This is a genomic window from Saccharopolyspora terrae, from assembly GCF_004348435.1.
GTDB lineage: Bacteria > Actinomycetota > Actinomycetes > Mycobacteriales > Pseudonocardiaceae > Saccharopolyspora > Saccharopolyspora endophytica.
In genome coordinates, this window is the sequence record NZ_SMKS01000069.1 from 1 (window position 1) to 23,939 (window position 23,939).

A 23,939-nucleotide genomic window follows, 5' to 3' on the forward strand; every position below is an offset into this window, starting at 1 on the left:
GCCCGCTGCGGTGCAGCGTTCGGGGCCGGCATCGGACCGGGTGCCGACGGGGCGGGAGCGATCGCCTCGTCGACGGGCAGCTGGCCCATCATGCGTGTCGTCGGCGGTCCCGGATCCGGCTGCTGCTGTTGCGCTTCCGAGGGGACCACGGGCTGGAACCACGGTCGAGCAAGATCGTCTTGAATAGTCATCCGTATCGACTCTGCGTCAGCAAACGGCCAATGTCACCGGATCGGGGACTTCCGTTCCGGCGGAGCAGACCCTACCGGTCACGGACCGGTAAAGCACACCCCCGTGTTCCCTAACCCACCCGGACCCGTCGATCACTCACCCGCAGCGGCACTCATCGCCGGCCATGACCGCCTGCCTGAGCTGGCCGAACTCCGCGGCCAGCGTCCCGGCGCTCCAATGCGCGTTCAGGCCACTGGGATTGGGCAACACCCACACACCCGCATCACCGATCGTCCGGTCCTGCTCACCGAAGGTAGCGCGCTTGGCGCCGAACGCCGCCCGATATGCCGTGATCCCCACGACCGCCACCCACCGAGGCCGGTACCGGCGCACCTTCGCGGTCAACGCCTCCGCCCCGGCCTGCAACTCCTCCTCGGAGAGCTCCGCGGCCTTCGCGCTCGCACGAGCCACCAGGTTGGTGATGCCCAGACCCAGCCCCAGCAGCTCGGACTGCTCCTGCGGAGCCAGCTCGCGCGGCGTGAAACCGCTGGCGTGCAGCACCGGCCAGAACCGGTTGCCCGGACGTGCGAAGTGATGCCCCGTGGCGCCCGACCACAACCCCGGGTTGATCCCGCAGAACAGCACCTTGAGATCCGGCGCCAGCACATCGTCGATCGTGGCGCCGCTCGCGGCCTCCAGCTCCTGCGTACTCGGCCGGTCACCCGACAACTCGCACCTCCGCAACGCGTCCCCGGTCCATCATCGGACCCTAACCACATCGCCCGGAGCCGTCGCATCCAGCGCCCCCGCACGAGCTCGGAGCGGGGCAGATGCGATCATGGCCGTCCGCGCAGAGCGCCGCGCGGACGGCCACGGGGTCCTCAGTCGGTGCCCGACTCCATCGCCGCGCGATCCAGCGCCTGCGACTCGGACTCCTCGGCGCCCACCGAGGCGATCGCCTCCGCGCCACCGGCCTGCAACGATCCCACCAGCTCGGTCTGGGCCTTGCCGACCAGCCCCAGCTGCGCGTAACCCTCCAGCTTGGCCCGCGAATCGGCGATGTCGAGGTTGCGCATGGTCAACTGGCCGATGCGGTCGGTCGGACCGAACGCGGCGTCCTCGGTGCGCTCCATCGACAGCTTGTCCGGGTGGTAGGAGAACGCCGGTCCGCGGGTGTCGAGGATCGAGTAGTCCTCGCCCCGACGCAGCCGCAACGTCACCTCACCGGTGATCGCCGAACCCACCCAGCGCTGCAACGACTCCCGCAGCATCAGCGCCTGCGGGTCGAACCAGCGGCCCTCGTACATCAACCGACCCAGCTTGCGGCCCTCGTTGTGGTAGCTGGCCACCGTGTCCTCGTTGTGGATGGCGTTGACCAGCCGCTCGTAGGCGGTGAACAGCAGCGCCATGCCCGGCGCCTCATAGATGCCGCGGCTCTTGGCCTCGATGATGCGGTTCTCGATCTGGTCGCTCATGCCCAGCCCGTGCCGGCCACCGATCGCGTTCGCCTCGTGCACCAGGTCGACCGGCGAGGAGAACTCCTTGCCGTTGATGGCCACCGGCCGGCCCTGCACGAAGGAGATCCTGACGTCCTCGGGTGCGATGACCACCGACTCGTCCCAGAACCGCACACCCATGATCGGGTCCACGATCTCGATGCCGGTGTCGAGGTGCTCCAGCGACTTGGCCTCGTGGGTGGCGCCCCAGATGTTGGCGTCGGTGGAGTAGGCCTTCTCCGCCGAGTCGCGGTAGGGCAGACCGTGCTCGACCAGCCACTCCGACATCTCCTGCCGGCCACCCAGCTGCTGAACGAAGTCCTCGTCCAGCCACGGCTTGTAGATGCGCAGCCGCGGGTTGGCCATCAGCCCGTAGCGGTAGAACCGCTCGATGTCGTTGCCCTTGAACGTCGACCCGTCACCCCAGATCTGCACGTCGTCAGCGAGCATCGCGCGCACCAGCAGCGTCGCGGTCACCGCACGGCCCAGCGGGGTGGTGTTGAAGTAGGTGCGCCCCCCGGAGCGGATGTGGAACGCTCCGCACGACAGCGCGGTGAGCCCCTCCTCGACCAGCGGCTCGCGGCAGTCGACCATGCGCGCGATCTCGGCGCCGTAGTCCTTGGCCCGGCCCGGGATCGAGGCGATGTCGGACTCGTCGTATTGCCCGATGTCGGCGGTGTAGGCGCACGGAACGGCACCCTTGTCGCGCATCCAGGCCACGGCGACGGAGGTGTCGAGACCCCCGGAGAAGGCGATGCCGACCCGCTGGCCGACCGGCAGTGACGTCAGAACCTTGGACATGCGGAAAGTTTATGCGACTGACTGTATGGTTATCCACCCCGGGTCGCCCATCGGTGTGCAACCTCACCGTTGCCCAGGTCAGCGACCCCAGCCCAGCCCGCGACTCACCGGCATCACCATTGCACGGCCAGGTGCCACCCGGATGGCCGCGCTGCTGGAGAGGCCGTGGCCTACGCCCGCACGGCAACCATCTCGGTCAACTGCTGCTCGACCACAACGGGTTCGACCTCGACGACAAGCGAACCCGCGACGCGTGCGGGTGCATGGGCCCGGGAGGGCGAACTCGCCCCGGCATCGGGTGAGACGAGGCGGTGGCCGACCTCACCGGCACCCGAGCTGACCCCGCCGCGGGCGTTGGGCACAATCGAAAGTGAAGGAGATCCGGACGAGGCGCACCGTACCTGGCCATGCAAAGACGGTGCAGGCGCGTGGGAGCGCGCACCCCATGGCATGGTTGATACTCATCATCTCCGGCGCCTTCGAAGCCGTCTGGGCGGTCGCCCTCAGCAAGTCCCAAGGCTTCAGCCGACTCGCGCCATCGCTGGTCTTCGCCGTCGCGCTCGTGATCAGTATGGGCGGACTGGCGATCGCGATGCGCACCCTGCCCGCAGGCACCTCCTACGCGGTGTGGGTGGCCATCGGCGCGGTGCTGACCATCGGCTACTCCATGGCCACCGGCGACGAGGCCATCTCACCGGTCAAGATCGCGTTGCTGCTGGGCCTGATCACCTGCGTGGTCGGCCTCAAGCTCGCCCACTGACGTCCTCGGCGGAGGCAACGCCACCCTTCGGGCCTGCCCTCGTCGATCAGCACGGGAAAGCCCAGGGCCGAGGACGGCGAGAGTCCGCACCGTCGGCGCCCTGCACGCTAGGTGACCTGGGGCTCGAGGAACATCCGTGTCGGATCGTGCGCTAAGCGTTCTCTTGGTTTGCCGCCGCGTTGACCTGCGGTGACGTGGTGCTGGAGCCTTCCGAGGTCGTTTGTTGTCGATCTTGGAAAGGGCTGTTGTGGCAGTCGAGTTTCTGTCGGATGAGCAGGCAGCTGCGCACGGGGCGTTCCCCGAGTCGCTGCTCCGGGGCGAGCTGGAGCGGTACTTCTTTCTGGATGACGCCGACCGGGAGCTGGTGCGGGGCAAGCGCCGGCCGCATAACCGGCTCGGGTTCGAGATCCAGCTGACCAGCGTCCGCTACCTCGGACGGTTCATGCCGGACCCGCGGCAGGTTCCGGTGGAGGTGGCCGAGTATCTGGCCGAGCAGTTGGAGAGATCTCCGATCCGTCGTGCTTGCCGCGGGTGGTCGGGTCGTGCCGGGAGGTGGCGAACCAGCGGTTATGGGAAACGCTGCACGATCTCCTCGACGATGAGCAGCGCGCCGCCCTGGACGGGCTGCTGGAAGTCCCTGATGAGAACCGCACCTGGATCGTTTGCGGCGGCCGCCGGTGCGGGTGTCGGGTCCGGCGATGGTCGACGCGTTGCAGCGGGCTGCGGAGATCCTCGGGCTGGGGTTCGCCGAGGTCGACACCGAGGTCGTGCCTCCGCGCCGGCTGGCGGAGTTGTCCCGGTACGGGGTTCAGGGCAAGGCCAGTCTGCTGCGCCGTCACGGTGATTCCCGCCGCGCGGCGACACCGCTGGCCACGGTGAGCTATTTGCAGACCCGTGCGGTGGATGACGCCCTGGACCTGCTGGACGTGCTGATCTCTTCGAAGCTGCTGGCCCGCGCGGAGCGGGAGTCGGCCAAGGAGAAGCTGCGCACCTTGCCGAAGCTGGGGAAGGCGTCAGCGAAGCTCGCGGCCGCGCTCGGGGTGCTGCTGGAGGCCACGGGAGCGCACGACGACCTCGCCGAGCAGGCCGCCGACGACGGCAGCGCGGTGGAGCCGGTGAGTTTGGCGCAGGTGTGGGCCGAGATCGAGGCCGTGGTGCCCCGCTCCGAGCTCGCCGACGCCCTGACCGCCGTGGTCGAGCTCGGCGGGCCGCCGGACTCCGATGCCGACGAGGCGTGGCGGGCGGAGCTGGTGAAGCCGTTCGCCACGGTGCGGCCGTTCCTGTCGCTGTTGTGCGAGGTGATCCGCTTCGGTGCCGCCCCGGACGGGCAGCGGGTGCTCGCGGCGCTGCGGGATCTGCCGAAGTTGTGGGGCGGCGGCCGCAACAAGGTCGCCCGCTCTGAGTTCGACGAGCAGCTGCTGATCGGCTCCTGGCGGCGCCTGGTGTTGCACGCCCCGGAACTGGATCCGGGCACAATCGATTGGCGGGCCTACACCTTCTGCGTGCTGGAGCAGTTCCACCGCTGCCTGCGGCGCCGGGACATCTTCGCGGTCAACTCCAGCAAGTGGGGCGACCCGCGCGCCAAGCTCCTCGCGGGCAGCGCGTGGAACACGGCAAAGCCAGTGGTGTTGGCCAGCCCCGGCCTGCCACCCGACCCCGACGAGCACCTCGACGAACGCGCCGAGCTGCTGGATGCCACATTCCGCGAGGTCACCGCCGGGCTGCCGGACAACGCGGCGGTGCGCTTCGACGAGCACGGCCGTCTGCACCTGGCCGCGCTGCCCGCAGAGGCCGAGCCGCCGAGCCTGGAGAACCTGCGGGTGCTGACCAACCGTATGCTGCCCCGCGTCGATCTCGCGGAGGTGCTGCTGGAGGTCTTCTCCTGGACCGGCGCCGACCAGGCGTTCACCTCGATCACCGGCGGCGAAGCCCGCCTATCCGACCTGCACATCACCATCGCCGCACTGCTCGTGAGCGAGTCGTGCAACATCGGCTGGACCCCGGTCATCAAGCACGCCGTCCCGGCACTGACCAGGCCGCGGGCTGGCCGGGAAGGTTGTGGCCGGGACTCCGCGCGATTCCCTGCAGGTCCTGGACGTGCTCTATGACCGGGACGGCGGGCAGCGCCCGCAGATGATCGTCACAGAGACCGCCTCCTACTCCGACATCGTGTTCGGCCTGCTCACCCTCGCCGGGTTCACTTACGCCCCGCAGCTGGCCGATCTGCCGGATCAGAAGCTGTGGCGCATCGACACCAAGGCGGACTACGGCCCGTTCGCCACCGCCGCCCGCGGCCGGATCGACCTGGACCGGGTGCGGCGGAACTGGGAGGACATCCTGCGGGTCACCGCCTCGATTCACACCGGCGCCGTCCGCGCGCACGATGTGATCCGGATGCTCTCCCGCGACGGCCACCCCACCCCGCTGGGTGAGGCCATCGCACACTACGGGCGCATTCACAAGACCCTGCACGTGCTGCGCATGGTCGACGACACCAGCTACCGCCGCGACATCAAAGCCCAGGCCAACCTGCAAGAGGGCCGCCACGCGCTGGCTCGGCGGATCTTCCACGGCCAGCGCGGCGAACTACGCCAGCGCTACTACGAAGGCATGGAAGACCAACTCGGCGCCCTGGGCCTTGTACTCAACGCGATCGTGCTGTTCAAACCCGTTACCTCGACGCCGCGATCACCGAACTCCGCGCCGGTGGCTACGAGGTCCGCGACGAACACGCCGCCCGGCTCTCACCGTTCGTGCGTCACCACATCAACATGCTCGGCCGCTACTCCTTCCTCACCCCTGAAACTCGCGGGCGGGCTGCGCCCACTGCGTGACCCGTCGGGGCCCGACGAGGTTGAGATCGATTAGAAGCCCGTACGGGTGTGCCCGCGCCAGAAGGCGCGGGCACACCCGTACGGAAATTAGGCGACCTCTCGTGGATCTGTTCGACAATCAGTCCCACGGAGGAGCTTCGGCGAGCCGGATCGTTTCACTGGGGATGGGGTCCTCGTGCGTTCACGCGGCGTGGGCGGTGGCAGCGGACTTCTCCCGCCAGGGTGCCAGGTCGTCGTGCAGCTGGTCGATCTTGACGTGCAGCCGTTCGATGGCGTCCCGTCCCAGCGGCAGGTGCGTGGGCAGCTTGTCCTGGCTGGTGACCTCGTAGATCAGGGCCGCGCCCCTGATCGGGTCGCCAAGCTGGGTGTGGTTGGCCTCGCCGACCCAGTCCAGGGTGGTGTGCGCGGGGGTGCCGTCGTAGGCGGCGATGCGATTCGCCGGCAGAGACAGTGAGGTCTGATCGAGGAAGTCGGTGCGGAACACGCCGGGCTCGACCACCATGCTCTGCACCCCGAACGGAGCCATCTCCACCGACAGGGCCTCGCTGATACCCGCAACGGCGAACTTCGACGCGCTGTACATGCTCACGCCGGGCTCGCCCTCGTAGCCGGAGCGGGAACCGATGTGCACCAGCTTGCCGCTGCCCTGGGCCCGCATGACCGGCAGCACCGCGCGGGTGACGTTGATCAGACCGAAGACGTTGAGGTCGAACAGCGACCGGGCCTCGGCTTCGGTGATCTCCTCCAGCGCGCCGAGCAGGCCTCGGCCTGCGTTATTCACCAGCACGTCGATGCCACCGAAACGGTCGACCACGGACTGCACCGCAGCCGAGATGTCCTCCGTGCGGGTCACATCCAGCGCGACAGCGAACACGCGCTCGGAGTTTCGAAGATCGTCCGGGATCCGCTCCGGGTTGCGTACCGCGACCGCGACGTTGTCGCCGCCGGCCAGCGCCGTGCGAGCGATTTCCGCACCGAAGCCGCGGGCGGCGCCGGTAATGAACCAAGTCGACATGACAGTCCTTTCTGGATTTCCGTGTGAGCTGTTTTCACCGCTCACCCCTGTCACTCAACCAACCGATGGCCGGGAAATGGGGGCCGAAGAAGGCCTTGGTTATCGGGGGACAGACAGGGCCACCCTCGGTGCTCACACAGCAAAAGGCCCGCTCCGTCTGCGGGAGCGGGCGTGGGGTGTCAGTGGGTTTCGATCGGGATGTCGTGGCGTTCCTGGTCGTGCCAGTGGGCCAGCAGCCGCAACGAGGTTTCCGAGACCGAGCCCGGTTGCGTCGTGTAGACGAACAGGGTCTGATCCGCGTCGCTGGCGGGATGCAGGGCCTGGTATTCGACGGTGAGGTCACCGACCAGCGGGTGGCGGTAGGCCTTCGTTCCAGTCGTGCGTTGGTGCACCTTATGGTCCGACCACCACCTGCGGAACTCCTCGGAGTGGATCGACAGCTCTCCGATCAAGGCGGACAGCTGCGGGTCGTCCGGGTAACGTCCCGCGTCCAGCCGTAGCATCGCCACCGTGTCCGCCGCGACGGTCGCCCAGTCGGCGTAGAGCTCGCGAGCGTGCGGGTCGAAGAACACAAACCGGGCCTGGTTGCGTTGCGGTGCGGGCAGCGCGCGGAACTCGGTAATCAATGCGCCGGCCAGCCGATTGTGCGCCAGCACGTCCAGCCGCCGGCCCAACACGAAAGCCGGGCAGTACACCTCATTCAGCGTCTCGATCAGCCGCAGGGTTGCGGGGTCCACCCGCTGCGGGCGGGCGCGGCGTTTGCGCTTCGCGGGTTCAGGACGGGCGAGGTTGAACAGGTGCTGGCGCTCGGCCTCGTCAAGCCGCAGCGCCACCGCCAGCGCATCCAGTACCTCGACTGAGGCGCTGCGGCTGCGGCCCTGCTCCAGCCGCGTGTAGTAGTCCACGCTGACCCCTGCCAGCCGCGCCAGCTCCTCCCGCCGCAGACCCGGCACACGGCGGCGTGCGGATTCAGGCTCCAGACCGACCTGGTCCGGGCTCACCCGCGCGCGGCAGGTGCTCAGGAACTCCGCGAGCTCCGAGCTGTCCATGGCGTTCATACCAACCAAGTCTGCCCGTCCGCGTCCCGGGCACGCGCGGCGAAGGTGGCCCATCTTGTCCCCCGATACGCACGGCCCTGTTCGGGCCACCCTGTGGGCTTGCCGGCTGTTTGTGTCGGTACCGCAAACCTGTGCCCGACTTCGAACGGACAAGCAAACATGTCAGCAGTCATCACCACCAGCCCGCTAGCCGGCCGTGTCGCTCTCGTCACTGGAGCCTCCAGCGGCATCGGGGAAGCCACCGCGGAACGGCTGGCAGCACTGGGCGCCAAGGTCGCCGTGGCCGCCCGCCGCAAGGACAACCTCGACGCCCTCGTGGCCCGCATCGCCGCTGCGGGCGGCACCGCGCTGGCCGTCCCGCTCGACGTCACCGACCGGGATGCTGTCACCGCCGCCGCTGAGCAGATCACCGACCAGCTCGGCCGAGTGGACTTGGTGTTCAACAACGCCGGCGTCCAGCTGATCTCCCCGATCGAGGACCTACAGGTCGACGACTGGCAACGCCTACATCAGCCAGCTCACCCGACTACTCCGCGTCGAGCTGGGCCGCAAGATGGTGCGGGTGGCCACGATCGAACCGGGCATGGTCGACACCGAGTTGCCCGACCACGTCACCGACCCCGACGCCAGCAAGCTGATGGCCGACCTGATCCACGACATCGACGTCCTCAGCCCGGCCGACGTCGCCGAAACCGTCGCATTCATCGCCTCAATGCCCCGACACGTCAACCTCACCGAGATCACCATCCTGCCCACCGCCCAGGCTGTCTGAGCAGCTCAGCGGAATTGGGCAAGGTGGATTCTCTTCACCGGCGGCTGTCGCCGGGTGCCAGCAGGCCGGTGATCTCGGCCAGCGCTTGGTCGGAGGGTTTGAAGTAGCGGCGGACGTTCTCCGGCTTCTTGTGCCGGGGCTTCGCCATCAACAGCAACAACGACGCACCGGCCTCGCCAAGGTGGGTCAGCGCGGAATGCCGAAACTCGTGAAGGTCCCACCCGGTGCCCGGGCCCCGGTGCGCGGTGTGGGCGTCGAGCGGGCCCGGGCCTGACCGTAGGACAGCCGGGCGAGCCCGGTGTCCGGGCAGGTGTCGCGGGGCCCGAGGACCTTGCCGGGGCCGGGACGCCGGTGAGTGGTGAACACCGGGCCCCTGCAGCGGCCCTTGAGCAGCCGAGGCAGCAGCCGGGCGGTGCCTGCGTCCCAGTAGACGGTCTCCAGCACCACGTCCTCGCGGGCCTGCCCGCGACGACGGGTCTTCGCCCGCGCGCCGTTGGCCTTCACCGCCGCGCGACGCCCCGCGAGATCGAGGTCCTCGACGTTGAGCCCGAGGATCTCCTCAGCGCGGCCAGCGGTTTCATAGAGCATCCGGTAGAACGTCTTCTCCCGGAGCGCGACCTCGCGACGCGCCACCAGCCGGTCGATCGCCAGCCGGGACCGCACCGGCGTCTCGGAGTCCGGGGACGCAAGGCGCTTACACCACCCCGGCACGGCCGGGGCCTCGTGCCGTTCCCGGCACCAAGACAACCACGAACCCACCGCCGCACGGCGCGCGTTCCAAGTACCCACCGCCGCCTGACCCCACAGCGATTCCAGGGCCTCGCCGACCTCGTCGTCGGTCACCGTCGCCAGCGGCCGATCCTCGCCGAGCTTCGCAGCGGTCTTGCCGACCGCCGTGGCGTAGCCGCGGAGCGTGTTCGGGTTCGCCAGCGAATCGAGGAACAGCTCGGCCGGCCGGCCGACGGTCAGCGCCGAGGGGTTCGTCGGCCGGGCGACGCCGGTGGACACTCGCGTTCTCCCTTGCCACAGATAACAGGGTCGCTTCACACGCCTCTACGGTGATGTTCCCCCAGGACGCGATCAGCGATACCGCAGAGCCGCCCACCAGGACCGACGCAGGCTTAGCGCACGATCCGACACGGATGTTCCTCAAGCCCCGACCTGATCACCTTCTCGCCGGCCTCCTCGCTCGCCCGGCGCGTGCACGTGGAGGGGTCGGCGCGTGCATCGCGGTACCGATCCCGAACGAGCTGGCGAGGTTCGCGTTGCGGTAGCTCGTAGGAGTGTACGACGCGCGCGTCCTTGATCGAGTCGTTCCGCACCGTAGATGAAAAGTACTTCAAAACACCTGTTTTGGATCATCAGATGGTGTGATCACCCCCGACGTGGCGCTGCAGGCTGCAATGGGGCGGATCACTCTCGCTGACATGACGCAAGGCACACTCAACCCCGCTACCCCCGAGCTTGAGCAGGTCCCCGAGAGATCTGAACGGTCCACTGCGGACACATCAGGTCGGCGCGCGCTGTGGCTGACCCTGCTGTCGGTGCTCACTCCGGGCGTGGCGCATTGGCACGCAGGGCGTCGACGCACCGCGACGGTCCTCACCGCCTTCGGTGGCCTGATCTGGGTGTCCGTGGCGTTCGCCGTGTTCAACCTCGGCCGCGAACACGTCGTGGCCGCGGCCGTGCGCCCCGCGGTGCTGCTGTTCGTCGGCGCGACAGCGCTCGTGGTCATTCCCGCATGGGTCGTCCTCGTGGTCACCTCGTACAACGCGGTGCGGGCGAAGGGCATGTCCAGGCGCCGCGCCCGCACCGCGCGAGTAGCCGTGCTCGGCCTGTGCGCTGCCGTGGCGACACCCCCGGCGCTCGTGGCGCACTACGCCTACTCCCAGTACGACCTGATCACCACCGTGTTCGCGGACGGCGGCGGCCGGTCGTCGGCCCCGGCCGCCGCCGCCAACACCGACGATCCCCAGCAAGCGGGGAAGCCGCTGCCCGGTGCCGATCGGCTCAACGTGCTGCTGCTCGGCAGCGACGCAGGCGAGGGACGCCTCGGTACGCGACCGGACACGATGGTTCTGGCCAGTGTGGACCAGGACACCGGCAGGACCGTGCTGCTGAGCATGCCGCGGAACCTGCAGAACGCGCCGATGCCGGAAGGCCCCGCGAAGGCGAAGTATCCCGAGGGCTATCCAGACCTGCTCAACAGCGTTTACGCCGAAGGCACGCGCCACCACCTGCACCTCGCGCCCGGTTCGGCGAACCCGGGCGCGGACCTGCTCAAGGGCACGGTGTCCCAGATCCTCGGCATGCCCGTGCACCACTTCGCGCAGGTCGACATGCAGGGCTTTCGCGATCTCGTCGACGCGATGGGCGGCGTCGACGTCAACGTCGCCCATCGCATGCCGATGGGCGAAACCGGCCAGTTCTTCCAGCCCGGGCCGCAGCACCTCGACGGTGCGCAGGCGCTGTGGTACGCCCGCTCGCGCACCGGGGCCAGCGACTACGACCGGATGGAGCGGCAGCGGTGCATGCTCTCCACGCTGGCCGAGCAGGCCGATCCAATGACGGTCCTGAACCACTACCACAAGATGGCCGCTGCCGCGAAGGACAACTTCCGCACCGACATTCCCGCCGACATGCTCCAGGACCTGGTGAAACTGGCCGAGAAGATCGAACCGGCCGGCAGCATCCAGTTCATGCCGCCGCTGATCGAACCGAGCAACCCCGACTTCAACCGGATCCGGGCCATTGCCAAGGACACGATCGACCAGTCCGAAGCCGGCGAGGAGCCGAAGGCCACCGCTGTGCAGCACAACAGCAGGGTGGCAGCGGCTTGCTGAGGACCTGCCTGCTCGCCGTCGCTGCTCGGGACGCGGCCCCACGCACCGAGCAGCGGCCCCGGGTCGCCGTGCAGACCCCGACCTGCACGGCGACCCGGGCGCGTCTGCTGCAACCGCGCCCGATCGGCCAGGCTCCACCGGCCGGCCGCCCTCGCGAACGACCCGGCACTGACCGCGGTGCGGATCGACGCCGGGTCGTGCACTCGCGGAGTTGTTCACGACCGAGCATTCGGGGGATGAGCCTCACCCCCGGACCGTGCCGTCCCAGCGCCAGCTGGTCAGGCGGGGGCGCCCGGGTAGCTCGGCGCGGCCGGTGCTGAACAGCAGTGCCGTCCACGGTGCCGTGGACCTGGGGGTTTCGGGGAAGAGCCGGTCGAGGACCCGAGCGCACAGCTCGGCCGGCGGGTCGAAGGGCACGCCGAGGTCGTCGGTGACGTCGTGGACGTGCACGAGGGTTTCCACGATGCCCATCGCCGCGAAGCCCTCGGGATCGGAGTTGCCGAACACGTGGTAGGAGCGCACCTGCGGCGATGCCGTGCGCACCATCGCCACCAGCAGCGCACCCGTGGCCTCCAGCGTCTGCAGCAGACCGGTCGGTCCGGCCTCGGGGTCGGCGTGCACGGCGTTCCACGGCCCGCCCTCCCGGCGCGGTTGCCACACGAACGGCACGAGACCGTCCAACGCCGGTGCGGCGGGGCCGAGCTGCGCGGCGTAGGAGAACAGGTCGTCGCTGAGGTGCTCCACGGTTTCCCACCGGTCCCACTCCAACGTCCCGGCCGGTGCCCGCCACGCCTGCTCGGGCACCTCCCGCAGCGCCGTCACGGCCTGCCGCACGGCGAGAGCGAGGTCATCGGCGGTCACCACTGATCGAGACATGCCCGAAAACCTACCGCCACCAGGCTGGATCCCACCTCTGATTTTCCGGAGTCCGCCGCCGGGTCCGGGTCAGGCGAGCACGAAGGTCTGCAGGTCCCGCCCCACCACGACCTCCCCGTCGTAGCCCTGCTGCGCCCAGTTCTTCCAGGCGTTCTCGTCGATCGGGTTCTGCGCGAGATCCGAGATGTGCGACAGGACGAGGGTGCGCGCGTTCGCCGCCTGGGCGACGTGGCCGGTCTCCTGCACTTCGACGTGCGACTGGAGCATGTGGTCCAGCACGGCGGGTGGGATGTCGGCGCCCTGCACGCCGATCGCCTCGTGCACCAGGATGTCGGTGTCCTTGGCCAGCTCGATCAGGTTGGGCGTCTTGGCCGTGTCCCCGGAGAAGGTGACCGAGCCGTGCTCGGTGTCGAAGCGGAACGCGAAGGCGGGAAACACCGGCCCGTGCGGGACCAGCGTGGCGGTGACGCGAACCCGCTCGTCCCGCATCACCTCGAACGGCTGCATCGGTGGCGCGGTGTTCTGGAAGTTCGCACCGACCTCCGGCACCTCGATCTCGTGCACCGTCGACAACGTCCGGACGTCCCGGATGTTCATGTCGCGCAGGAAGATGTTGTCGCTGTAGGAGTAGGCGGCGTGCAGGCGTTCGGTCATCTCCCGCGTGCCCGGGGTCGGCGCTTCGGGATGGACCGTCGGCGCTGGGCCACCGCCGAACTTGGGAGGCAGCCCGCCGGCCGGGCCGGGACCGTAGACGTCGATCGGTCCGGGGAGGTTGTCGCCTCTGGGGTTGGGGATGTGCCCGGCGAGCAGGAAGAAGTTGTAGTAGTCGGCGAGGTGATCGGCGTGCAGGTGGGTGAGGAAGATCGAGTTGAGGTTCCGGAACTGCAACCCCGCGCGCGGGTACTGCGTCGTGGCAGCACGCCCGCAGTCGACGACGTAGACGTGCCCGTCGACGACCAAGGCGGAAGCGATACCGGCGCGGTCGGCCACCACCGGCGGCCCGGCCTGCGTTCCGAGCAGGGCCAACCCGAGCTTCGCATCACCGATCGCTTGGTCAGGGCCCGTCGCCGCCGCGTCGCGGACCTCGCCCGCCGGAGTGCACGCGGACAACCCGACCAGTGCGGCTGCGCTCCCGAGTCCACCGAGGACCGATCGGCGGTTGAGCGCGCCGTGGCCTTCGGCGGAGGTGGTCAACCCGGTCGAGGAATCACACAGGGAGCACACGTCGGTTGCCCTTCTTTGAATTATCTGCGGATTTTCGCAGCGGAATGGGCAGCGATCGTGACATGAACCACGCATCCGAGTGAAATACTGACTGCTTATCAATTGCTGCGCGCGGTGTCTCAATGCTCCCTCGGCCAAAACCCGCAGCAGGAAAAGCGCTTCGCGATGAGGAGCTGACTTTCTCGCAGGGGCGATTCCGCGCGCCTTCCAAGCCGAACGGCGTTGATTGTTCCGAGCAGGACGGCGAGTGGGGCGAACCGGAATGATGGATTGCCGCCTTCGGAGATGAATCGCGCGGCGGTCGTGATCGCTTCGACGAGCGTGGATGTGCCGGTCCCGTCCTCACCGACGAGAAACGTCACTGATGAATCCAGTTTCCGCTCCGTCGCCGACGGGCGGGTGGGAGACCACCGGCAGCGTGGAGGGTAGGGGGCCGTGTCCCGTCTCGGGTTCCCGGCGATCGCGTCGCCCGCCTGGCCCTGACTCGACTCCCAGGGCTGACGCATGAAGCGTGCCGAGCGCTCCGGGACGTCGCCCCGGGCACTTCCCACAAGGTTTCGTCTGTCCATCAACCCATTACGTTACTAACGTTAGTAGGCCAACGAAACGTAACCGAATCCAGGGAAAATGGGCAGAAGGGTGGCGCGCATAATCGCGCTTATGTGCGGTAGGGTCGGGTTATGGAGATCGAGATGGGGCGCGGGCCGGATGCGGTGGGGACGCGGGCGCAAACGGAACTCCTCGCGTCGGCCACGCGCACGGGGCACACGCTGGCCGCGCTGATCGCTTCCTGGCTGGGGGCGTTCTCCGAGTCCGCCGACACCCGGGGGGCCTATTCGCGGGACCTGCGCGAGTACCTCGACTGGTGCACCCGGCGCGAGCTGGACCCGCTGGGCGTGCGGTTGCCCGAGGTGCAGATGTACGGCGCTGAACTGGCCGCCACCACCAATCCGCGCACCGGGCGCCCGCCGGCGGCCTCCACGCGCGCCCGCAAGCTCGCCGCGGTCTCCAGCTTCTACACCTACCTCGTGCGCGCCGGTGCGATCGACGCCAACCCGGCTCGAGACGCCGCCCGGCCCCGCTACGACCGCAGGCACTCGCCGACCGCCAGCGTCTCGGCGGAGCAGGCGAGCGCGATGCTGGCCGGAAGTCGCGACTACCGCCACCGCACCCTCGGGTCGCAGGCATCAGCGCTGGTGATGGCATTGCTGATCGATCTGGGCGTGCGGGTGTCGGAGCTGTGCAACGCCGATGTGGCCGATCTCGGCCAGCGGGAGGGGATGCGGGTGCTCACGGTGCGGATGAAGGGAGGCAAGGTGCGCACCCGCCCGATCCCGCACGCCCTGCACGGGGTGCTGGACGCCTACCTGCAGCAGCGTCCCGACGCCGACACCGACGCGCTGGTGATCACCCGCGACGGCAACCGGGTCAACCGCCATCAGATCTACCGGCTCGTGCAGGCCATGGCTGCCCAAGCCGGTGTCGCGATGCCGCAGCGCATCACCCCGCACTCGATGCGCCACACCTTCAACACCATCGCCCGCCAGCACGGGGCCGCGCTGGAAGACCGGCGCGATGCCCTGGGGCATTCCTCGGCGGCGGTCACCCAGCTCTACGACCACGTGGCGCTGTCGCTGAGCCGGGACCCGGCGCACCTGGTCTCCCGCGCCACGGCAAGCCGGGAAGAGCCCGAAAACGGGGGAGCGGGAACGCCACTCGAATGAGTCACGGTGACGAAAAGAATCTTGGTGGGCAGCGGTGAGTTCCAGGCGCGGGGGTAGTCCATAGTGCATGGCTACCAACACGCAAGCATCCACGACCGTCAACAACATCGGCGTCATCATGTTCACCGTCGCCGACCAGGACGCAGCACTGGAGTTCTACACCGGCAAGCTGGGTTTCGAGGTGCGCGGTGACACCCGCTTCGGCCCCAACGACGAATACCGCTGGCTGGAGGTCGCCCCGCCCGGATCCACTGCGCGCCTGGCCCTCAACCCCCCGATGGGCGGCGGGGAACCCGGCGGTAGCGGAATCGGGGTCGAAACACCCGATGTGCACGCCGAGTACGAGCGGCTGCGGGCCCTCGGCGGTGTCCAGATCGACTCCGAACCCGAGTCCAGCCCCGGAGCTCCGCTGCTGTTCATGGTCAGCGACCCCGACGGCAACCACATCGCCATCGTCGAAGTCTGAAAACCCCCTCGCACCAGACCGTCCGGGGTGAGGAACCCGGCAGCGTGGTGGGGTGGTCACCGCCGTCCGGATGTGCAGGTCAGCGGCGGTGACCACCCACCTGCGCGTGCGTGCACGTGGTCCGGTGTCGGGCTTGCGGCCCGTGTCTGGAGCAGGCGCGGGTGGGTGTCCGCTTCGACCTGCTGGCCTGGCCCCTGGGGCGGCGTGAGGCTGTTAGGGCGTGGTTCGGGGCGGGGGTGCGTCGAGGACGAGGGCTTGGCGGTGTTGGTGGACGGTGAGGTAGCGCAGCCCGTCGGGTCCGGCGATGAACTGGCGGCGGGATCGCCGCGGGAGCCAGACGAGCGCGCCGGGGATCAGGTCGAGGGTGTCGAGGTCGGTGGTCAGCTGCCCGGATCCGGCCAGGACGTGGATGAGGACGTCGAGGCCGGGTCCGGTGTGCGCGTCGATCGTGCCTTCCGGCGCCAGGGCGATGATGTTGGAGTCCAGGTCGCGTTGGCCTTCTTGGAGCTTCCAGATCGCCCCGGTCTCCCCCTCGCCCGCGGTCGCAGTCAGCTGATCGGTTCGGGCGAGGATTCGAGGCACCGCTGTGGTGTCGTCCGGGCTGGGCACAGCGGGGCCTCCTGAGCGGGTGTTCTGGTGTTGTGCGTCAAGCTAGCTCATCGCGGACCTGGCGAACGTGGTGGAGGCCGTTCACCGGCGGGTCAGGACGGTGGTGGTGTTGGCGGTGACGATGGCGGCGATCGACGCCCACTGCCAGAGGTCGAGGTGCTGGCCGAGGATGAGCAGGCCGGCGGTGGCGGCCAGCACCGGGTTGAGGCTCATGAAGATCGCGAACAGCGGTGCGGGCACGCGGCGCAGCGCCAGGGCGTCGCACAGGAACGGCACCGCCGAGGACAGCACGCCCGCGGTGACGGCGAAGCCCAGGGCGCTCCAGGTGGGCGGGTGGGTGAGCAGCACGCCGATGCCGATCGGCACGAACAGCAGGCCGGAGAGCCCGCAGGCGGTGGCGGTGCCCTGCGCGCCGGGCAGCGTTCGTCCCAAGGCGTGGTTGAGCAGGATGTAGCAGGCCCAGCAGACCGCGGCCAGCAGCGCCAGCCCCATGCCGAGGTAGTCGGCGCTGGGTTGCGGGCGCATCAGCACCGCCACCCCGGCGGCGGCCAGCAGGGCGCAGGCCAGGTCGATGCGGCGGCGCGATCCGGCCAGGGCGACCGCCAGCGGGCCGAGGAACTCCAGGGTGACGGCCAGTCCTAGCCCGATGCGGTCGACGGCGCTGTAGAGGGCGAGGTTGATGACCGCGAATACCCCGGCCAGGGCGATCACCAGCCGCCACTGCGCGGCGGTGAACTCCCGCAGCCGAGGCCGGGTGGTGGCCAGCAGCGCCACGGCGGCGATCCACTGGCGCACCGCGACGACCCCGGCGGGGGTGATGGTGTCGAAGGCCAGCGATCCGATCGCGGCACCGGTCTGGTTGGACACCGCGCTGCCCGACATCAACGCCACCCCCGCTCCGCGCGACGAAGTGGCTGGGGCGGTGGGTGCTGGGGTGCGGGTGGTGGCCATGCCGCTCACCTTCCCGGCCGGGCATCGTTGCGCCAAATGCATCCGCCACGCCACCGATACGCTGGACACATGGATGTGGAGTTGCGGCAGCTGCGGTGCCTGGTCGCGATCGTGGAGACCGGCACCTTCACCGACGCCGCCGGCGAACTCGGCCTGTCGCAAGCGCAGGTCTCGCGCACCCTGGCCGGGCTGGAGAACGCCCTCGGCGTGCGGTTGTTGCGGCGCACCAGCCGCCAGGTCACCCCCACCGCCGCGGGCACCCGGATCCTGGCCCGCGCGCGGCGGGTGCTGGCCGAAGCCGAGGACCTGGTGCGCGAGGCGACCACCGGGGACGCGACTCTGCGGGTGGGTCATGCCTGGTCGGCGATGGGCCGGCACACGGTGGCCTTCCAGCGGCGCTGGGCGGCGTCGTGGCCGGAGGTGCGGTTGCAGCTGGTGCGCACCAACTCGGCCACCGCGGGCCTCGGCGAAGGCGCGTGCGATGTGGCCGTGGTGCGCTCGGAACCCGACCGGCGCCGGTTCTCGGGAGTGGTGGTGGGTTTGGAGCGCCGCTATTGCGCGATGGCCACCGATGACGCGTGGGCGCGGCGCCGGTTCGTGCGGTTGGCCGACCTCGCCGAGCGCACCGTGCTCATCGACCGCCGCGCCGGATCCACCACCCCGCAGCTGTGGCCGGAGGACCAGCGGCCCGGGTTCGACTACACCGCCGACGTCGACGACTGGCTGACCGCGGTCTCCAGCGGACGCGTCGTGGGCATCACCTCCGAGGCCACCCTCACCCAGTACCGGCGCAGCGGTGTGGTGTTCCGGCCGGTGCGCGACGCCCCACCGATCCCGGTGCAGGTCATCTGGTGGCGCGACGAGCGGCACGCCCACGCGGGCAAGGTCGTCGACCTGCTCACCGAGCTCTACCGGCGGTGAGCAGTACCCGGCTGCTGGGTCACAGGCCTCCGGCCACGCGCAGCACGGCGCCGCTGGCGTAGGTGGCCTGCTCGCTGAGCAGCCACGCGATGGCCGGGGCGATCTCCTCGGGTTCCCCAGCACGGCCGGCCGGGACGCGGGCCACGGCGGTCTCGACGCGCTCGGGCCTTCCGGCCCCGGCGTGGATGCCGGTGCGCACCAGCCCGGGGGCCACGGCGTTGACCCGGATCCCGTCGCTCGCGAGCTCCTTCGCCAAACCGGTGGTGAGCGCGTCGACCCCGGCTTTGGCGGCGGCGTAGTGCACGTACTCGTGCGGGGAGCCGAGGGTGGCGCTGCTGGAGGAGACGTTGACGATCGCCCCGCCCGCGCCACCGCGCCGAGTCGACATGACCTGGGCCGCGCGGCGGGAGCACAGGATCGTGCCCAGCAGGTTGACGTCGAGGACGTGCCGGATGACCTCGGTGGGGGTGTCGGCGAGATCGGCGATGTGGGCGGTCAGCCCGGCGTTGTTGACCAGCCCCGTCACCTGGCCCAGCTCGGCCGCCGCGGCGAACAAGCCGTCCACATCGGACTCGCTGGTGACATCGGCGCGCACCGCCACCGCCCGCACGCCTTCGGCGCGGGCCTGCTCGGCGACCGCCTCGGCTTGCCCGGTCGCGCTGCGGCAGCCCAGGACGAGGTCGTGGCCGGCGCGGGCCAGCACCAGCGCGGTGGCCGCGCCGATACCGCGCGAACCACCGGTGACGATCGTGATCATGCGCTGATCATGGCACGAGCAGCATCAGCGCCGGGCCGTGCGTGTAGAGCACCACGAACACCATCGCCACCGCCGCGGTGAACAGCACCGCCTGCACGACCAGACCCACTCCGCGCAGCTTCCAGCCCGCCCCGGCGGCCAGCAGCAGCACACCGACGAGCCCCTGACCCCACCAGTACACCGGCGAGGTGCTCTCGGAGATGACCAGCAGCCCGTACCCGGCCTCGCCCAGCAGCACCCCGCACAGCGCCGAAAGCCCCAGCGCCGCCCGGGTTCCCGGCCGCCGACGCAGCCACTGCGCTCCCACGCCCAGCACCGGACCCGCGACCAGCGCCGCAGCCGACCAGAACACCATCAGCCCGGTGGAGGCGGGGTAGCCGCGCAGCAGGTCGGTGAGCACGTAGCCGGCCAGCATCGACAGCAGCGACCCGAAACCGCACGCCGCCCCGGACACCGCGGTCGGGGCGGGCAGGGCCAGCAGGAAGGCCAGCAGCGTCCACGACCCGCTGGAGTTGGCCAGCGACGACAGCCAGGCGGGCAGCATCCCCTGCGCGATGGCCGTGACCCCACCCGCGATCAGCCCGCACACCACCGCCAGCACGACGGCGCGCGCGGCGCCGCGACGACGGTGCATCCCACCGCGTCGTGCTGCGGTCTGGTCCATGCCCAGCAGTTTCCCAGCCGAATCCGACCGTGGAAGACCGGTTCGGACCAACCCCGGGGCCGCAGGATGGCGGATTGTCCGCCCCGGCACCGGCGAGGAGGCTGGAGAGGTTTTGTCCAGCCGAGTGCAGGGGGACCGTGATGGACGGGATCGGGATCGTGGGCGCGGGTGTGGCGGGCCTGCACCTGGGGATGCTGCTGCGCCGCCAAGGCGTGCCGGTGACGCTCTACAGCGAGCGCGCACCACAGCAGCTGGGGTCGGGCCGGTTGCCCAACGCCGTGGCCCACCACCACGTCACCATCAGCCGTGAACGCGCCCTGGGCGTGGAGCACTGGGACGCAGGCGAGTTCGGCTACGGCGTGCACCACCACTACCTCGGCGGCCCGTCACCGGCGCGGTTCATCGGCAGGTTCAGCGCCCCCTCGCGGGCGGTGGACCAGCGGATGTTGCTGCCGCGGCTGGTGCACGACTTCTGCGACGCGGGAGGCACTTTCGAACACCGCGCCATCACCCCCGCCGAGGTCGAGGAGCTGGCGCGACGCCACGACCTGGTCGTCCTCGCCACCGGGCGCGGCGGGCTGCCGAGCTGTTCCCGCGGCGCGCTGATCTCAGCCCGTTCGACCGGCCGCAACGCCGGTTGTGCGTCGGGCTCTACGACGGCATCGCCCCGGCCGAACCCCGAGGCGTGACGCTGAGCATCGCCCCGGGACACGGGGAACTGATCGAGATCCCGATGCTGTCGTTCACCGGGCAGGTCTCGGCGTTGCTGTTCGAAGCCGTGCCGGGCGGGGCGTTCGAGGCGATCGCCGCGTGCTCCTACGACGCCGATCCGGCGGCGTTCCACCGCCTGGTGCTGGAGATCCTGCGCGAACACCACCCGTCGGTGCACGAACGCGTCGACCCGGCGCGCTTCGGGCTGACCCGGCCGCTGGACCTGCTGCAGGGCGCGATCACCCCGGGCATCCGCGAGGACTTCGCGATGCTGCCCAGCGGCCGCCCGGTCATCGCCGCGGGCGACGCGCACGCCGTGGTCGACCCGGTGGTGGGCCAGGGAGCCAACTGCGCGTCCTACTCGGCGTGGGAGCTGGGCCGGCAGATCCTCGACGATCCCCACTTCGACGAGCGCTTCTGCCGCAAACTCGCCGCGCGCAGGCGAAACCTGGTGCGCGCCACCACCGACTGGACCAACCTCATGCTCTCCAGTTCGCCGCCGCAGCACCTGCAGGACCTGCTGGGCGCGATGGCCACCACCCCTGCGGTGGCCGATGAGTTCACCGAGAACTTCAACCACCCCGACCGCCAGTGGGACATCCTCGCCACACCCGAGCGCACCCGCGCCTACCTGGCCGGCCACGGCCTGGGCTGATGACCTGGTGGGGTCAGTGCCAGTGGTCCGGGCGCTGCAGCCCGGTGGGCAGCCGGGTGGTGTCGTCGCCGCGCGCGGCCGAGACCTGCGGCTGGGTGAGGAACAGGGCACCGGTGAGGTTCGCGCCGCGCAGGTCGGCGTCGCGCAGGTCCGCGCCCAGCACGTCGGCCAGGCGCAGGTCGGCGTCGCGGGCGTCGGCGGCGATGAGCAGCGCGCCCCGCAGGTTGGCCGCCCGCAGGTCCGCGCCGCGCAGCGAGCGGCCCATCAGGTCGGCGCCGCGATGCTCCGGGCTGGGACGTTCGCCGCGCGCCAAGCGGCTGGCCTGGCCGAGCAGATCACCGGTCTGGGCGCGCTCGGCGTTGAGATCGAGCGCGGTGAGCTCCTCGGCGCCGAGCTCGGTCAGGGCGGTGACCTCGTCGAGCCGTGCCCGCAACGCCTGGTGCAGCGGCGCGGTGTCGGTGCGCTCGAGGGCGTCGGTGAGGTACCACAGCAGTTCGTGCAGGCCGCGCATGACCGGGAACGCGGCGAACATCGGCCCGGCGACGCCGGGTTCTTCCCGCCACGACGCGCCGCCGAAGGTGTGCTGGGTCAGGTGCTGGCCGGCGCCGAAGCAGTCGAAGACCGTGCAGCCGGAGAAACCGCTCTCGCGCAGGCGGGTGTGGATCCCGCAGGAGTGGTCGGCCAGCAGGTTCCGGCACGGTGTTCCGGCGGGCTTGTCCACCGCGAACTCCGCCGAGGCCGAGAAGGGCAGCGCCACGCAGCACAACCCGACGCACCGGGCGCAATCGGCCCGCAGTTCCCGCTGTTGCACCATGCACTGGATTGTCCTCTCACCAGCGGTGATCGCCTCCGGCGGGGGCGTTGGTACCGTCACTGATCGTGAGCGAGCAGCCGGAGCAGACACGCGAGACCGCTGAGGGCATCTGCCGTTTCCCGGGGTGTGAGCGGGCGGTGGAGCGCCCCAGCGGTCCGGGACGTCCACCGGAGTACTGCGACCTGCCCGAACACACCCGCTGGCGGGCGTGGAAGCAACGTCAGCGCCTGCAGGCCGTGGCCGAGCAGACCCCCGCCGCAGCACCGGAGGGCTCCAGCGAGTTCGACGGGTCCCGGTTGCGGGCCGAGGAGCTGCTGCGCCAGTACCGGCTGCTGTCCGAGCAGCTCGGCCGCAACCTGCGGGCGGGTCTGGACGAGCTGGCGACGCTGACCGATCCGTCGGCGGCCGAGGCCCAGATCCAGGCCGCCCAGGCCGAGGCCGCGCACCGCATCGCCCAGGCCGAGCAGGCGCTGGCCACCGCGCAGCAGCAGCGCCGCGACGCCGAGCAGGCCCGCCAGGCCGCCGAAGAGGCCGCCGAGGACGCCATCAGCACCGCCGAGACCGCCGGTGGTGAGGCCGAGCAGGCCCGCGCCGAACGCGACCGGGCAACGGCTGAGGCCGAACGGGCGCGGGAGCAGGCCGCCGCCGATGTCGAAGCGGCGCGCAACGAGGCCGAGGTCGCCACCGCCGCGGCCCGCCGCGAAGCCGACGACCTCGTCGCCCGGGCCCGCGAGGACGCCGAAGACCGCATCGCCGCCGCCCACACCGATCTGGAGACCGCGCGTGCCGAGGCCGCCGCGCAGGTGCAGGCCGCCCAGCAGCAGGCGCGGCGGGAGATCGCCGAGGCCGACTCCCGCCGGTCCGAGGCAGCCGAGCGGGCCGCCCGCGCGGAGTCGGCAGCCGAGACGGCCCGGGATCAGGTGGCTGAGCTGCGCCAGGCCGCCGAAGCCTCGCGCGCCGAGATCGAGCGCCAGCGCACCGAGCTGACGACGCTTCGCCAGCAGCAGGCCGCGGAGCTCCAGCGCGTGCGCGAGGAGGCCGCTGAACGGCTGCGGGCCGAGCGCGAGGCGCACGCTCAGCGGTTGGAGGCGGTGCAGGACGCGCGGGATCAGGCGCGGGCGCGCGCCGAACGCGCCGAGACCCAGCTCGACGCCGCCACCGAGGAGCTCCGCGCGCTGCGCACCGATGCCCAGCAGGGCGATCGCGGCTGAGGCGTTCATTCCTTCGGGCGGGCCAGTCGCCAGACGACCTCGATACCGGATTTCGCGGGTGCGTGGGCGAAACGGGCCGGGTGGTGGGGGTCGACGCAGGTGAAGCCGAGACGTTCGGGGACACCGCGGCTGGCGGTGTTGGCCGCGTCGTGCCAGATCTCCACGCGGTCGATTCCCGGGAGCGCGAAGGCCTGCTCGGTCAACGTGCGCGCGGCGGTGGTGACCAGTCCGCGGCCGGTGTGGGCGGGGTGCAGCCAGTAGCCGATCTCCAGGCCGCCCTCACCGATGCGGCGCTCGAGCGAGATCGTGCCCGCGACGGTCTCGCCGGTGGTGATCAGGTAGGTGTAGCCGCGCCCGGTGTGCCAGCGGGTGGTGGCCTCGTCGATGAAGGCCGCGGCGGCGGGGTAGTCGCCGGCGGCCCAGGGCATCCAGGGGCGCAGGTGTTCCAGGGATTCGGTGACCGCCAGGTGCAGGGCGCCGGCATCGGCCGAGGTCGGTCGGCGCAGCCGCGCACCGGGCAGGTCGAGGACTTCGGCGGGGCGGGTCATGCCCGCTGATGCTGCTGGCTCGGCACTGCGGTTGGCAACCGGATTTCCCGGGCGGAAA

Annotated in this window: 24 protein-coding genes, 3 pseudogenes and 1 riboswitch; of the genes and pseudogenes, 12 read left to right on the forward strand and 15 right to left on the reverse strand. The window is 70.3% G+C overall.

Features of this window, described 5'->3' with window-relative positions; genetic code table 11:
- The 3 genes and pseudogenes from E1181_RS31860 to argG form a co-directional block, all read right to left on the reverse strand.
- A pseudogene (locus tag E1181_RS31860) lies at positions 1–191 on the reverse strand (hypothetical protein); the annotation flags it as partial.
- Positions 192–327: 136 nt separating this feature from the next.
- A complete protein-coding gene (gene mug / locus E1181_RS26315) occupies positions 328–900 on the reverse strand; it encodes a G/U mismatch-specific DNA glycosylase (protein WP_132678815.1) in 573 nt (190 codons plus the stop codon).
- Between the two features lie 152 nt (positions 901–1,052).
- Complete coding sequence (gene argG / locus E1181_RS26320) at positions 1,053–2,468, reverse strand: argininosuccinate synthase (protein ID WP_132678817.1); 1,416 nt, start codon at positions 2,466–2,468, stop codon at positions 1,053–1,055.
- A gap of 358 nt (positions 2,469–2,826) precedes the next feature.
- Positions 2,827–2,893, forward strand: a riboswitch (guanidine-III (ykkC-III) riboswitch).
- 20 nt (positions 2,894–2,913) lie between these two features.
- Between argG and E1181_RS26325 the strand changes: the two genes are divergently transcribed.
- The 4 genes and pseudogenes from E1181_RS26325 (at position 2,914) to E1181_RS31870 (ending at position 6,096) form a co-directional block, all read left to right on the forward strand.
- Positions 2,914–3,228 (forward strand): DMT family transporter, encoded by a 315-nt coding sequence (locus E1181_RS26325; RefSeq protein WP_132678819.1) that lies wholly within the window; start codon positions 2,914–2,916, stop codon positions 3,226–3,228.
- Positions 3,229–3,475: 247 nt separating this feature from the next.
- Positions 3,476–3,727: pseudogene (locus E1181_RS32320) on the forward strand (DUF4158 domain-containing protein); the annotation flags it as partial.
- Positions 3,728–3,926: 199 nt separating this feature from the next.
- Positions 3,927–5,336 (forward strand): Tn3 family transposase, encoded by a 1,410-nt coding sequence (locus tag E1181_RS31865; protein ID WP_207922325.1) that lies wholly within the window; start codon positions 3,927–3,929, stop codon positions 5,334–5,336.
- The gene (locus E1181_RS31870; protein ID WP_456238801.1) at positions 5,326–6,096 is read left to right on the forward strand and encodes a Tn3 family transposase; all 771 of its coding nucleotides are present in this window, start codon (positions 5,326–5,328) and stop codon (positions 6,094–6,096) included. Before E1181_RS31865 ends, E1181_RS31870 begins: the two co-directional genes overlap by 11 nt.
- Before the next feature lie 147 nt (positions 6,097–6,243).
- On the opposite strand, the gene E1181_RS26335 is transcribed toward E1181_RS31870, so the two are convergent.
- On the reverse strand, positions 6,244–7,077 hold the full coding sequence (locus tag E1181_RS26335) for an SDR family oxidoreductase (protein WP_132678821.1): 834 nt from the start codon (positions 7,075–7,077) through the stop codon (positions 6,244–6,246).
- Positions 7,078–7,256: 179 nt separating this feature from the next.
- Positions 7,257–8,126, reverse strand: a complete 870-nt coding sequence (locus tag E1181_RS26340) for a helix-turn-helix transcriptional regulator (RefSeq protein WP_132678858.1) — start codon at positions 8,124–8,126, stop codon at positions 7,257–7,259.
- 168 nt (positions 8,127–8,294) lie between these two features.
- Here E1181_RS26340 and E1181_RS26345 point away from each other — a divergent pair.
- Positions 8,295–8,907, forward strand: a pseudogene (locus E1181_RS26345) (SDR family oxidoreductase).
- Positions 8,908–8,941: 34 nt separating this feature from the next.
- On the opposite strand, the gene E1181_RS32655 reads toward E1181_RS26345, so the two are convergent.
- Together E1181_RS32655 and E1181_RS32325 are read right to left on the reverse strand one after the other, a co-directional pair.
- Positions 8,942–9,067 (reverse strand): hypothetical protein, encoded by a 126-nt coding sequence (locus E1181_RS32655; protein WP_268952510.1) that lies wholly within the window; start codon positions 9,065–9,067, stop codon positions 8,942–8,944.
- A 26-nt stretch (positions 9,068–9,093) separates the two neighbouring features.
- Positions 9,094–9,915: a site-specific integrase gene (locus E1181_RS32325; protein ID WP_235877055.1), complete on the reverse strand. Its 822-nt coding sequence runs from the start codon at positions 9,913–9,915 to the stop codon at positions 9,094–9,096.
- A gap of 419 nt (positions 9,916–10,334) precedes the next feature.
- Here E1181_RS32325 and E1181_RS26355 point away from each other — a divergent pair, with 419 nt between their 5' ends.
- Positions 10,335–11,750, forward strand: coding sequence for an LCP family protein (locus tag E1181_RS26355; protein ID WP_165944760.1), 1,416 nt, complete (start codon positions 10,335–10,337; stop codon positions 11,748–11,750).
- A gap of 243 nt (positions 11,751–11,993) precedes the next feature.
- On the opposite strand, the gene E1181_RS26360 is transcribed toward E1181_RS26355, so the two are convergent.
- Together E1181_RS26360 and E1181_RS26365 are read right to left on the reverse strand one after the other, a co-directional pair.
- A complete protein-coding gene (locus E1181_RS26360; RefSeq protein WP_132678825.1) occupies positions 11,994–12,626 on the reverse strand; it encodes a hypothetical protein in 633 nt (210 codons plus the stop codon).
- Between the two features lie 69 nt (positions 12,627–12,695).
- Entirely contained in the window at positions 12,696–13,820 is a 1,125-nt protein-coding gene (locus E1181_RS26365) for an MBL fold metallo-hydrolase (RefSeq protein ID WP_207922327.1), read from the reverse strand.
- A gap of 710 nt (positions 13,821–14,530) precedes the next feature.
- Here E1181_RS26365 and E1181_RS26375 point away from each other — a divergent pair.
- Complete coding sequence (locus E1181_RS26375; RefSeq protein ID WP_132678828.1) at positions 14,531–15,574, forward strand: tyrosine-type recombinase/integrase; 1,044 nt, start codon at positions 14,531–14,533, stop codon at positions 15,572–15,574.
- 67 nt (positions 15,575–15,641) lie between these two features.
- A complete protein-coding gene (locus E1181_RS26380) occupies positions 15,642–16,040 on the forward strand; it encodes a VOC family protein (protein ID WP_132678830.1) in 399 nt (132 codons plus the stop codon).
- Positions 16,041–16,253: 213 nt separating this feature from the next.
- On the opposite strand, the gene E1181_RS26385 is transcribed toward E1181_RS26380, so the two are convergent.
- Both E1181_RS26385 and E1181_RS26390 read right to left on the reverse strand, forming a co-directional pair.
- Complete coding sequence (locus tag E1181_RS26385; protein ID WP_132678832.1) at positions 16,254–16,649, reverse strand: hypothetical protein; 396 nt, start codon at positions 16,647–16,649, stop codon at positions 16,254–16,256.
- Positions 16,650–16,730: 81 nt separating this feature from the next.
- Positions 16,731–17,600 (reverse strand): EamA family transporter, encoded by an 870-nt coding sequence (locus E1181_RS26390; protein ID WP_132678834.1) that lies wholly within the window; start codon positions 17,598–17,600, stop codon positions 16,731–16,733.
- Positions 17,601–17,669: 69 nt separating this feature from the next.
- Here E1181_RS26390 and E1181_RS26395 point away from each other — a divergent pair, with 69 nt between their 5' ends.
- Positions 17,670–18,521, forward strand: coding sequence for a LysR family transcriptional regulator (locus E1181_RS26395; RefSeq protein WP_132678835.1), 852 nt, complete (start codon positions 17,670–17,672; stop codon positions 18,519–18,521).
- Positions 18,522–18,540: 19 nt separating this feature from the next.
- Here the strand turns inward: E1181_RS26395 and E1181_RS26400 are convergent, their stop codons facing one another.
- A complete protein-coding gene (locus tag E1181_RS26400; protein ID WP_132678837.1) occupies positions 18,541–19,278 on the reverse strand; it encodes an SDR family NAD(P)-dependent oxidoreductase in 738 nt (245 codons plus the stop codon).
- Positions 19,279–19,285: 7 nt separating this feature from the next.
- Complete coding sequence (locus E1181_RS26405) at positions 19,286–19,942, reverse strand: DUF6518 family protein (protein WP_132678839.1); 657 nt, start codon at positions 19,940–19,942, stop codon at positions 19,286–19,288.
- 140 nt (positions 19,943–20,082) lie between these two features.
- On the opposite strand from E1181_RS26405, the gene E1181_RS32330 reads away from it, so the two are divergent.
- Both E1181_RS32330 and E1181_RS32335 read left to right on the forward strand, forming a co-directional pair.
- Positions 20,083–20,631 (forward strand): FAD-dependent oxidoreductase, encoded by a 549-nt coding sequence (locus E1181_RS32330; RefSeq protein ID WP_235877056.1) that lies wholly within the window; start codon positions 20,083–20,085, stop codon positions 20,629–20,631.
- Complete coding sequence (locus E1181_RS32335; RefSeq protein ID WP_235877057.1) at positions 20,580–21,308, forward strand: styrene monooxygenase/indole monooxygenase family protein; 729 nt, start codon at positions 20,580–20,582, stop codon at positions 21,306–21,308. Before E1181_RS32330 ends, E1181_RS32335 begins: the two co-directional genes overlap by 52 nt.
- Positions 21,309–21,321: 13 nt before the next feature.
- Here E1181_RS32335 and E1181_RS26415 read toward each other — a convergent pair whose 3' ends face one another.
- Positions 21,322–22,122: a pentapeptide repeat-containing protein gene (locus tag E1181_RS26415; protein ID WP_132678841.1), complete on the reverse strand. Its 801-nt coding sequence runs from the start codon at positions 22,120–22,122 to the stop codon at positions 21,322–21,324.
- 65 nt (positions 22,123–22,187) lie between these two features.
- On the opposite strand from E1181_RS26415, the gene E1181_RS26420 reads away from it, so the two are divergent.
- Positions 22,188–23,333 carry a coiled-coil domain-containing protein gene (locus E1181_RS26420; RefSeq protein WP_207922328.1) on the forward strand — a complete coding sequence of 382 codons (1,146 nt, stop codon included), beginning with the start codon at positions 22,188–22,190 and terminating at the stop codon, positions 23,331–23,333.
- A gap of 5 nt (positions 23,334–23,338) precedes the next feature.
- Here the strand turns inward: E1181_RS26420 and E1181_RS26425 are convergent, their stop codons facing one another.
- Positions 23,339–23,881, reverse strand: coding sequence for a GNAT family N-acetyltransferase (locus E1181_RS26425; protein WP_132678843.1), 543 nt, complete (start codon positions 23,879–23,881; stop codon positions 23,339–23,341).
- Positions 23,882–23,939 lie beyond the last annotated feature (58 nt).